General features: G+C 44.4%; 11 protein-coding genes and 3 tRNA genes. All 14 read left to right on the forward strand.

The genetic code is table 11. From position 1 onward, the window contains the following. Nucleotides 1-103 precede the first annotated feature (103 nt). The 14 genes from hfq (at nt 104) to ABWV45_RS15365 (ending at nt 10,114) form a co-directional block, all read left to right on the forward strand. The gene (gene hfq / locus ABWV45_RS15300; RefSeq protein WP_353352595.1) at nt 104-340 is read left to right on the forward strand and encodes an RNA chaperone Hfq; all 237 of its coding nucleotides are present in this window, start codon (nt 104-106) and stop codon (nt 338-340) included. 127 nt (nt 341-467) lie between these two features. Beyond that, complete coding sequence (gene hflX, locus ABWV45_RS15305; RefSeq protein ID WP_353352596.1) at nt 468-1,778, forward strand: ribosome rescue GTPase HflX; 1,311 nt, start codon at nt 468-470, stop codon at nt 1,776-1,778. Between the two features lie 73 nt (nt 1,779-1,851). After that, a complete protein-coding gene (gene hflK / locus ABWV45_RS15310) occupies nt 1,852-3,027 on the forward strand; it encodes an FtsH protease activity modulator HflK (protein ID WP_353352597.1) in 1,176 nt (391 codons plus the stop codon). Next, nucleotides 3,027-3,899 (forward strand): protease modulator HflC, encoded by an 873-nt coding sequence (gene hflC, locus ABWV45_RS15315; RefSeq protein WP_353352598.1) that lies wholly within the window; start codon nt 3,027-3,029, stop codon nt 3,897-3,899. The genes hflK and hflC overlap by 1 nt, the downstream gene beginning before the upstream one ends. Before the next feature lie 186 nt (nt 3,900-4,085). Next, entirely contained in the window at nt 4,086-4,286 is a 201-nt protein-coding gene (locus ABWV45_RS15320; protein ID WP_353352605.1) for a DUF2065 domain-containing protein, read from the forward strand. 19 nt (nt 4,287-4,305) lie between these two features. After that, on the forward strand, nt 4,306-5,469 hold the full coding sequence (locus ABWV45_RS15325; RefSeq protein ID WP_353352599.1) for an ATP phosphoribosyltransferase regulatory subunit: 1,164 nt from the start codon (nt 4,306-4,308) through the stop codon (nt 5,467-5,469). A 27-nt stretch (nt 5,470-5,496) separates the two neighbouring features. Beyond that, complete coding sequence (locus ABWV45_RS15330) at nt 5,497-6,789, forward strand: adenylosuccinate synthase (RefSeq protein ID WP_353352600.1); 1,293 nt, start codon at nt 5,497-5,499, stop codon at nt 6,787-6,789. Nucleotides 6,790-6,939: 150 nt separating this feature from the next. After that, nucleotides 6,940-7,308, forward strand: coding sequence for a carboxymuconolactone decarboxylase family protein (locus ABWV45_RS15335; RefSeq protein WP_353352601.1), 369 nt, complete (start codon nt 6,940-6,942; stop codon nt 7,306-7,308). 16 nt (nt 7,309-7,324) lie between these two features. Further along, the gene (birA, locus tag ABWV45_RS15340) at nt 7,325-8,296 is read left to right on the forward strand and encodes a bifunctional biotin--[acetyl-CoA-carboxylase] ligase/biotin operon repressor BirA (protein WP_353352602.1); all 972 of its coding nucleotides are present in this window, start codon (nt 7,325-7,327) and stop codon (nt 8,294-8,296) included. A 10-nt stretch (nt 8,297-8,306) separates the two neighbouring features. Beyond that, nucleotides 8,307-8,999, forward strand: coding sequence for a type III pantothenate kinase (locus ABWV45_RS15345; RefSeq protein WP_353352603.1), 693 nt, complete (start codon nt 8,307-8,309; stop codon nt 8,997-8,999). 6 nt (nt 9,000-9,005) lie between these two features. Further along, nucleotides 9,006-9,674, forward strand: coding sequence for an SPOR domain-containing protein (locus ABWV45_RS15350; RefSeq protein WP_353352604.1), 669 nt, complete (start codon nt 9,006-9,008; stop codon nt 9,672-9,674). A 147-nt stretch (nt 9,675-9,821) separates the two neighbouring features. Beyond that, a tRNA-Tyr gene (locus ABWV45_RS15355) sits at nt 9,822-9,905 on the forward strand. A gap of 52 nt (nt 9,906-9,957) precedes the next feature. Beyond that, nucleotides 9,958-10,031 (forward strand) — tRNA-Gly (locus ABWV45_RS15360). Between the two features lie 7 nt (nt 10,032-10,038). Then, nucleotides 10,039-10,114: transfer RNA gene (locus ABWV45_RS15365), tRNA-Thr, on the forward strand. The last annotated feature ends 149 nt before the right edge of the window (nt 10,115-10,263 follow it).

Consider the following 10,263-nt stretch of genomic DNA (forward strand, 5'->3'; position numbering starts at 1 on the left):
TCTGCCTTGAAAATAGTGGAATCACAGGCCATAGTTGTGGCATAGTCCGCGCACATATGCATAGGGCATGGGCGTTAAGCTCAATCATCAGGAGATAAATATAATGTCAAAAGGGCACTCCCTACAAGACCCTTACCTGAATGCGCTTCGTAAAGAACGTATTCCTGTATCCATTTTCTTGGTAAACGGAATCAAACTGCAGGGTCAGGTTGAGTCGTTTGACCAGTTTGTCATCGTGCTAAAAAATACAGTGAGCCAAATGGTTTACAAGCACGCGATATCGACTGTTGTACCATCACGTAATGTACGTTTAGTGCCAGCCGAAAAAGACGAAGAATAATTCTTTTCCTTAAAATAGCTCGCACGATTGGCGCTTTAGGGTGTCTATCGTCGGGCTATTTTGTTATTCCATCATTTGAAAGAGCTTTAGCTAATTTTAAATGATCTTATTTAGATTGAGGTAGACCTTGTTTTTTGATCGTCCTGATAGTGGCGAAGGTGCAGTACTGGTCCACATTGACTTCCCTGAAGGCGACGAAAGGGAAGACCCTCGCGAATTTGAAGAGCTCGTGCGAAGTGCTGGGCTTGAAGCCTTATCCATCATTACCGGAACACGCAGCGCGCCAGATCCTAGAACCTATATTGGTAAGGGTAAGCTAGAAGAGCTACGTGAAGCGGTTGAGTTCTATGAAGCAGAATTAGTACTGTTTAACCATGCTTTGTCCCCAAGTCAGCAGCGCAACCTAGAGGTTGAGTTAGAATGCCGAGTTGTCGACCGTACGGGCTTAATATTAGATATTTTCGCACAACGGGCTCGTACCCATGAAGGTAAACTGCAAGTTGAGTTGGCTCAGTTGCAATACCAAGCAACACGCTTAGTGCACGGTTGGTCGCATCTTGATCGACAAAAAGGTGGTTATGGCATGCGTGGTACGGGGGAAACTCAGTCTGAAGCTGACCGTCGTATTCTGCGTGATCGTGAAAACCAAATTCATAAGCGTTTGCAAAAAGTGCAATCTCAGCGTGATCAAGGCCGTCGAGCACGTAAACGCTCGGCCACACCTACTGTCTCCTTGGTGGGTTACACCAATGCGGGTAAGTCTACGTTATTTAATACGCTAACCAACGCAGAGGTTTATGCTGCGGATCAGTTATTTGCTACGTTGGATCCAACCCTTAGGCGTTTGCCTGTACAAGGTTTAGGGGAAGTAGTTTTGGTGGATACTGTAGGGTTTATCCGTCATTTGCCTCATAAATTAGTTGAAGCATTCAAGGCAACTTTGCAAGAAACACAAGAAGCGGATTTACTTCTGCATGTGATTGATTGTGCAGATGATGATCGTGCATTAAATATGGAGCAAGTTGAGATTGTGCTTGATGAGATTGATTCGTTAGAGCGTCCAACTATTCAAATATTTAATAAGATAGATCTCATGCCGGGACAAAAGCCCCGTATTGATCGTGATGAAACAGGCATGCCTTGGCGGGTATGGGTTAGTGCTCAGCAGAATCAAGGGTTGGAATTAATCAATCAAGTGATTGGTGAAGTCTTAACCAAAAATTTGTTTGAGCAAACCATTGAATTATCACCTAATGAGGGCCATTTAAGGGCTATGCTTTATGAGCTAGGGGCCATATTAAATGAAAATATCGATGAAAATGGTCAGTTTGTCTTAGACATACGTATAGAAAAAGAAGATATGCTCAAGCTTCTATCTCGGGTGGGAATTCCAGCAGATCGCTTTATTCCTCAAGAAAAAGAATTTTGGCAAGAATAAACACACTGTTTGTCGCATACTAAAATGCAAACAGTTATGATTTAAAAAATGATAAATAAAAACGGAGTACTTTATGGCTTGGAATGAGCCGGGTGGCGGCAACAATAATAACGACAAAGACCCGTGGGGCAACAACAATCGTGGTGGTAACCAAGGACCACCAGATTTAGATGAAGCCTTAAAACAATTAATGGACAAGCTAAACGGCATGTTTGGTGGCAAAAAATCAAATGGATCAGGAGGTGGCACAGGGGGTAATGCTGGGCCGGGTGCTGGCGGATTTTTTGGTCTCATTTTTATTGGTTTAATTGTGGTACTGGGTTTTAAATCCGTTTACACAATTGATGAACAACAACGTGGCGTTGTGCTGAGTGTTGGTAAATATGACCGCACACTTGAGCCGGGTTTACGTTTTGTTATCCCTTTCATTGAAGTTGTTACTGCGGTTAACGTTACTAATGTGCGTAATGCTGAACTTAAAGAGTTGATGCTAACGCAAGATGAAAACGTGGTAGAAGTTGCCATGAACGTTCAATACCGAGTTGTGGACCCAGTGTCATTCTCTCTGCGTGTTGAAGATCCTGAAAAATCATTATTACACGCAGCTGAATCGGCACTTCGTCATGAAGTGGGCTCAACGAACATGGACCCAATCTTAACCAGTGGTCGTACCTTACTAGCAGCGAATGTTCGTGATCGCCTACAAACATACATGAGCAACTATCAAACCGGTATTGAAGTGGACAAAGTGAACATCAAAGATGCCACTGCCCCGCAACAAGTTAAAGCAGCGTTTGATGATGTACAAAGTGCTAAGTTAGACAAAGAACGTTATGTGAACGAAGCAGAAGCCTATGCCAATACCATCGTGCCTGAGGCTCGTGGTAAAGCTCAGCGTATGCTTGAAGAAGCCAATGCATATAAAGAGCAGGTGATTGCACAAGCAGAAGGTGAAGCGGATCGTTTTACTAAGTTGCATGCCGAATATCGCAAAGCTCCAAAAGTAACTCGTGAGCGTCTATACCTAGACAGCATTAGTAAGGTTTACGGCAATGCCAGTAAAGTGCTAGTGGATGTGGAAGGGGGTAACAATATGATGTACTTGCCACTTGATAAGATCATGGAAAAATCTCGTAGTTCACAGAGTTCTGCTGGTGGCGCGTCTGAATCGGATATTTCAGGTATTGCTGATCGTGTTGTTGAAGAATTACGTCAGCGTCAAGCTAACCGTGTAAGGGAGGGCAGATAATGAGTCCTAAGTCTATTGCCTTAAGCGTTATCGCTGCCATTGTGATTTTGATTGGTTCATCCAGCTTGTACATGGTTAACGAAACAGAACGAGCTATTACATTGCGTTTTGGTGAAATCATTGAAGCCGACATAGAGCCGGGTATTCATATCAAGGTGCCAATGATCGACAACGTTAAAAAGTTCGATGCTCGTATCCTAACCTTGGATGCCCGCCCTGAACGTTTCCTAACGGCAGGTAAAAAGTTCTTAATCGTCGATAGCTTTGTAAAATGGCGTATCGAAAACGTGCTGGACTTTTATCGAGCCACATCGGGTGACCGCTGGAGAGCCGCAAGCTTACTAGCTAACCTAGTGAACGATGGTATTCGTGCTGAGTTTGCTAACCGTACTGTGCAAGAAGTGGTATCGGGTGAGCGTGATGAATTAATGGTTCATCTAACAAAAGTACTTAACGAGCAATCTGAAAGTCAATTTGGTATTAAGATTCTAGATACACGTGTTAAGGGAATTGATCTACCGGATGACTTGATGAACAACGTATACCGCCGTATGTCGGCCGAACGTGAGCGTGAAGCTCGTGAACTTCGTTCTCAAGGTAAAGAGCTGGCGGAAGGTATTCGTGCAGACGCAGATCGTCAAAAAACGGTGTTAGTGGCTAATGCCTATAAAGAATCAGAGGTTACACGTGGTGATGGTGATGCTACCGCATCTGGTGTTTATGCCAAAGCCTTTAACCGTGATCCTGAGTTTTATGCCTTTACTCGTTCTTTAAAAGCCTATGAAGAAACCTTCAATGGCCAAGAAGACGTGTTATTGCTGAAGCCTGACAGTGACTTCTTCAAGTATATGAAGAGCACTAAAGGTAAATAGCATGTGAGAAGTTAGATGGAAGACGTGCAGGCTATTTTGCATTTCACGTCTTACATTTCTAATCTTACATCTATCACTAAAAACGTGTAGAATTCGCAAAACCGGGCTAATCCCCGGTTTTTTTATGTACAGGACGTACTGTAAAGCGCGCCATCACGATGATAAAGCGCAAAAGTAGTGACCCTAATGATAGACAGCTCTGTATGGCAACAACTTCTGATCGCATTTAGTCTAGTGTTGGTACTCGAAGGGATAATCCCTTTCTTGTATCCTAATCGCTGGCGTCGCTTGGTGGCTCAAATGGCCGCGATGGACGATAAAACGATGCGCATCATAGGCCTAATGAGTATGCTCTGTGGTGTAGGGCTTTTAATGATAGTTACCTAGAGATAAAAGCGAGTTCAGTATGAATCAAGCCGATCGCTGGTTGTTGCCCGACGGTATCGAAGAACTCTTGCCTCCAGAGGCAAAGCAGCTTGAAGCCATGCGTCGCACCCTGTTAGATACCTTTTCTAACTGGGGCTACGAGTTAGTGGTACCCCCTCAATTAGAATTTTTAGAGTCATTACTAACAGGCGTTGGTAGTGATCTCAATCTGCAAACCTTTAAGGTGACAGATCAGTTAACCGGCCGGTTAATGGGTGTTAGTGCAGATATTACCCCGCAAGTGGCCCGTATTGATGCTCACAGCTGGGCAAAAGAAGGCATAAACCGCTTAAGCTATTGTGGTTCGGTCTTACATACGCGCGCTAAATCTTTGTTAAGTTCTCGTGCGCCTATGCAGGTGGGCGCGGAATTGTTTGGCGAGTCTGGCCCGTGTGCTGATGTTGAAATCCTATCTTTGATGGTTGAGAGCATGCAGCGTGCTGGTCTTGATAATATCCATCTGGATATTGGTCACGTGGGTATTTATAAAGCGTTAGTAGCGCAAGCTGAACTCAGCGCAGAAGCAGAACAGCAAATTTTTGAAAACTTAAATAACAAATCGGTCACTGAGTACCAACTGTTGGTGCAACAGTATGTGAAAGAGCCAAAGTTACAACAGGCCTTTATTTCACTGTTAACACTTAACGGCTCAACCGATGTGATTGAGCAAGCTCAAGTATTAGAAGATGTGGCTGACGTGGCATCTTCTTTAGCGAATTTAAATGAAATATGTTCTACCTTGCAGTCCCGTTTTGCTGGAGTTGATATCTTTATTGATTTGGCTGAGCTGCGTGGTTTTGATTACCACACAGGTATCGTGTTTGCTGCGTATGTGGCGGGTCACGGTCAAGCGGTTGCTCAAGGTGGGCGTTATGATGATACGGGAGCGGTGTTTGGTCGTGCTCGTGCGGCCACTGGTTTTAGCGCCGACATCAAGCAATGGGTTCGCATTGTGAATAAACAAGTATCCACTGAGGATGGCATTTTTGCACCTGTGGATGCGGACTGGTCTGTGGTGAGTGAATTGCGCTCACAAGGCAAACGAGTCATTAGTGGGCTGTCAAATACTGACGACCCAGCAGCCATTGGTTGCACTTCGGTACTGGTATTCAAGAATGACCAGTGGATTGTGGAAACTCTTTAAGCAAATTATTACTGAGCAAAACCAGCTATGGGCAAGAATGTCGTTGTACTAGGTACACAATGGGGTGATGAAGGGAAAGGCAAAATTGTTGACCTTCTCACTGAAAAAGCAACTGCGGTTGTGCGTTTCCAAGGGGGCCATAATGCCGGTCATACTTTGGTGATTGATGGTGTTAAAACCGCTTTGCATTTAATTCCTTCCGGTATTTTACGTGATGGTGTGCAGTGCATTATTGGTAATGGTGTGGTTGTAGCACCGGATGCATTGTTAAAAGAAGTGCGTGCATTAGAAGATCGTGGCGTACCTGTAATGGAACGTTTACGTTTATCTCACGCTTCACCCTTGATCCTACCATTCCATGTGGCGTTAGATCAGGCTCGTGAGATTAAGCGTGGCAATGCAAAAATTGGCACCACAGGTCGCGGTATTGGTCCTGCCTATGAAGATAAAGTAGCACGTCGTGGTTTACGTGTTGGTGACCTTTATCAGCCAGAATTTGCAGATAAATTAAAAGAAGTAATGGAGTTCCATAACTTCTCATTGAAAAATTACTATAACGTTGATGAAGTTAGTTACGAAGAGACCCTAGCATCTTGCATGGATTGGGCAGCACAAATTAAAGATATCGTCGTTGATGCGGTTGATCTTGTGCATAGCATTCGTATTGCTGGTGGCGACATTATGTTTGAAGGTGCACAAGGTACACTTCTAGATATTGACCACGGAACTTACCCGTTTGTGACCTCGTCTAACACAACCGCAGGTGGTGTGGCATGTGGTTCGGGTGTGGGTCCATTGTATTTGGATCAAATCATGGGTATCACCAAGGCTTACACTACCCGTGTGGGTTCAGGGCCATTTCCAACTGAATTGTTTGATGAGGTAGGTGAGCACTTATCAACGGTTGGTCATGAAAAAGGCACAACCACTGGCCGTTCTCGTCGCTGTGGTTGGTTTGATGCTGCATTGGTTAAGCACTCTATTCGCGTAAACTCAGTGAATGCTATTTGTTTGACTAAGCTAGATGTATTGGATGGACTGGATGTTGTTAAAGTTTGCGTGGGCTATAAGGACGCTGACGGCAATATGATGAATGTACCTGCCAGTGCTGATCAGTTTGAAAAAATTACTCCAGTTTATGAAGAGCTGCCGGGTTGGACAGAAAGCACAGTGGGCGCTAATAAGCTTGAGCAGTTACCAGAAAATGCTAAAGCTTATATTCGCTTTATTGAAAAAGCCATTGAAGCACCAATCGATATTATTTCTACAGGCCCCGACCGTGTAGAAACCATAGTATTGCGTCATAGCTTTGAGATCTGATTAATATTCAGCATAACAAGCCCAGATTTATCTGGGCTTTTTTATGTCTGCTCATTTTTTGCGAATATAAATCAAATGGAAAATTGGGCTGCCTGTCCTTCATAAGATAATTTGATTACTATTAGTCAACGTTTTAACAGTGAGGGTGCTATGCCTCAGTCAGATGGTGAAAAAATACGTCGCAAGGTAATGGGTGATGAATTTGTTGATCGCGCATTAAATGCTGCAGACAAGCTAAGCCAACCAATGCAAGACAATATTAATGAGCATGCATGGGGCGCCACTTGGTTGAGACATGATCTAGACTTGAAAACCCGCTCTTTAGTGACACTGGCTATGTTAACGGCATTAAAAGCGTCAACTGAAATAAAGGGCCATACTCGTGGCGCTTTAAGAAACGGGGCGAGTAAAGAAGAAATTGCCGCAGTGTTTTTGCATGCGCAAGTATATTGTGGTGCGCCAGCAGCCCAAGAAGGGTTTCGAGCAGCCAAAGAAGTGCTGGATAACTGGCAAGAATAAACCTTAGGGAAGGCGCATGAATCAAGCATTAATGAAAATACTGGCTGACGGGCAGTTCCACTCAGGTGAAGAGTTGGGCGCTGCATTGGGTATATCCCGCGCAGCCATTTGGAAACAGTTGCAAAAATTAGAAGCTTTAAATATTCCGCTTCATTCGGTGAAAGGGCGTGGCTATCGCCTGCCAGATGCAGTTGAATTACTGGAAGAGGGCGCGCTAAAGCAAGCTGGATTTCCCTATGATAATTTTGCCAGTGTGGAGTTGGCACTTAGCCTAGATTCTACCAATAACGCCATGATGAAAAAGGCTGAAGCCAATCAGGCACAGCGCCACATTTGTTTTGCAGAGATGCAAACTTCTGGTCGTGGTCGTCGTGGGCGAGAGTGGCTTAGTCCATTTGCGCGTAATTTGTATTTCTCTGTGGTTTGGCCTTTTGGTAAAGGTATTGCCGCTATTCAGGGGTTAAGCTTGGCTGTGGGACTGGCTATCCATAAAGTGGTTAAGCAGCATGGCATTGAGGCGGCGGGCTTAAAGTGGCCGAATGACATTCTTGTAAAGCACAAAGGGGAATTCGCTAAACTTGGTGGAATACTGATTGAAATTACAGGTGACGTAACGGATAACTGTCAGGTGGTCATAGGGGTGGGTTTGAATTTAGATGTGCAGTCTCAAGATCAAGCTAAGTTAGATCAGGCTGCAATCGGTTTGAAGCAGTTGGGGTTCAACGGGAGCCGTAATCAACTAACAGCAGATATCGTGAAAGAGCTGGTCCATGTATTGGAAGCGTTTAATGAGCGTGGTTTTACCCCATTGCAAGCGCAATGGAATGAGGCAGATTGCTTCCATGGGGAGCCTTTAAAAGTACTGCTACCTTCTAGTGATATTGAAGGTATTGGCAGGGGTGTGAACAATAAAGGTGAATATCAATTGACGACAGACTCTGGCACTCAGGTAGTGAATGCAGGGGAAGTGAGTTTGCGCTTAAAGTAAGGGGTATAACATGCGTTTGGAATTAGATGTAGGTAATACAAGAATAAAATGGCGACTATGTGATCATCGTGGTAGTTATGAGAGTGGCTTGGATCTAAAGGCCATTGCGAAGGAAAAACCAAGCTGGTGGTCATTGGTTGAAACCGTTTGGGTGAGTTGTGTGCATGAAGAGCAAAAAAATTGGATTAAAGAGCAGTTTCCTCAGGCTCAGTTTGCTCATAGTCAGGTGTCTCAACACGGATTAAGTAATAGTTATGAAGATCCGCATAAAATGGGGGTGGATCGCTGGTTGTCCATGTTGGCTGCTTGGACGACTAAGCCAGATGAAGCACACATTATTGTGGATGCAGGTACGGCCATAACAATCGATTTTGTGGATGCGTTTGGGCGTCATGTTGGGGGTTATATTTGCCCAGGGTTCGATATGATGAAAAACGGTTTATTAAGTGGAACCAGTAATGTTCATGCTCAACAGCAATGGCAGGTCGGTAGAGCGCCAGGGCATTCAACCCAGCAGTGCGTGGATCACGGGATTCAGGATATGGTGGTGAGTTGGATTGAGCGGCATCATAATCTGCAGCCAACAGCTAACATTTGGATGACAGGGGGAAATGCACAAGCCTTGGCGTCTTTACTGACAGAGCCAGTTACATTGACCCCGGATTTGGTGCTGGATGGTGTGCAGGCATATTTTTCAAAGTAGGTCATTATGCGATTAATTGTGATTTCATTGTTGCTGATTAACCTTGCGTATTTAGGTTATCAATTCACCAAACCTGCCCAAGTGGCAATCAGTGATCATGTTGATGTGTCTGTTTCCAGTGGTGCTGCGCCGATACGTCTTGTGAGTGAGTTTGATTCGCAGGTTAAAACAAAGGATAAAAAGGAATCTAAGCAAGGGCAGATTTGCTGGGCGGTTGGGCCGTATCCTGTTGAATTAGATGCCAAGCATCTCTATGCAAGAATGCTGGCGATGGATATTGAAGCAAGAGTAGAGGCCAGACCTGAAGTAATCAAAAAAGAGTACTGGGTTTATTTGACGCCATTGGCTAATCGTAAGCAGGCAATGCGTAAACTGAAAGAACTGCAAAAACGCAAAATAGACAGTTTTGTTATTACAGAGGGCGAGCTAGAAAATGGCATATCTCTAGGATTGTTTGCAAAACAAGAATCAGTGGATGCTTTGGTTGAAAGGTTGGCGCAAAAAAACATAGAGGTCAGTGTGCGTCCGTTAACCCGAACGCGTAATCAATACTGGGTAATGGCACCGGTTAAGCTAGACTCTCCAGTGACCGAAAAAACCAGAGAGCGACTAATGGAAGGACAAGATCAGTCTTGGTTGCAAATTCATTGTGATTCGGGTTTGCCTAACGCTTAAAACTTGGGTATAGTGCGCGCCCTCTTCATTGAGTTCTTATGCGTGAAGAAAGTAGGTTGTATCGACTAAGTGTTTGAAAGTATGTAATTTTTATTGAATTACTGTTGACACTAAGTACAAGTAGCGGCACAATCTGCGCCACAATTTGGTGGGGTTCCCGAGTGGCCAAAGGGATCAGACTGTAAATCTGACGCGAAAGCTTCGCTGGTTCGAATCCAGCCCCCACCACCATTATTTCAGGCAAATCTTAAAAGCAGTACGGTTGAGTTAGCCTTTAGGTTTTGCGGGTATGGTACAATGGTAGAACCTCAGCCTTCCAAGCTGATGATGCGAGTTCGATTCTCGCTACCCGCTCCATTAGTGCGCTGATATAGCTCAGTCGGTAGAGCGCATCCTTGGTAAGGATGAGGTCGGCAGTTCGAATCTGCCTATCAGCACCATTAAAGATTTTAATTGAAGGTAGTTCTTTCCTTGACGGGTGGGCTGCCTTTTTGTGTATATATACTTGCTAAAAAACTGAGGCGTTATTATGGCTAAGGAACAATTTGAGCGTAGCAAACCACACGTAAACGTGGGCACCATTGGTCAT

Source organism: Oceaniserpentilla sp. 4NH20-0058 (genome assembly GCF_040371755.1).
Taxonomy (GTDB): domain Bacteria; phylum Pseudomonadota; class Gammaproteobacteria; order Pseudomonadales; family Oceanobacteraceae; genus Bermanella.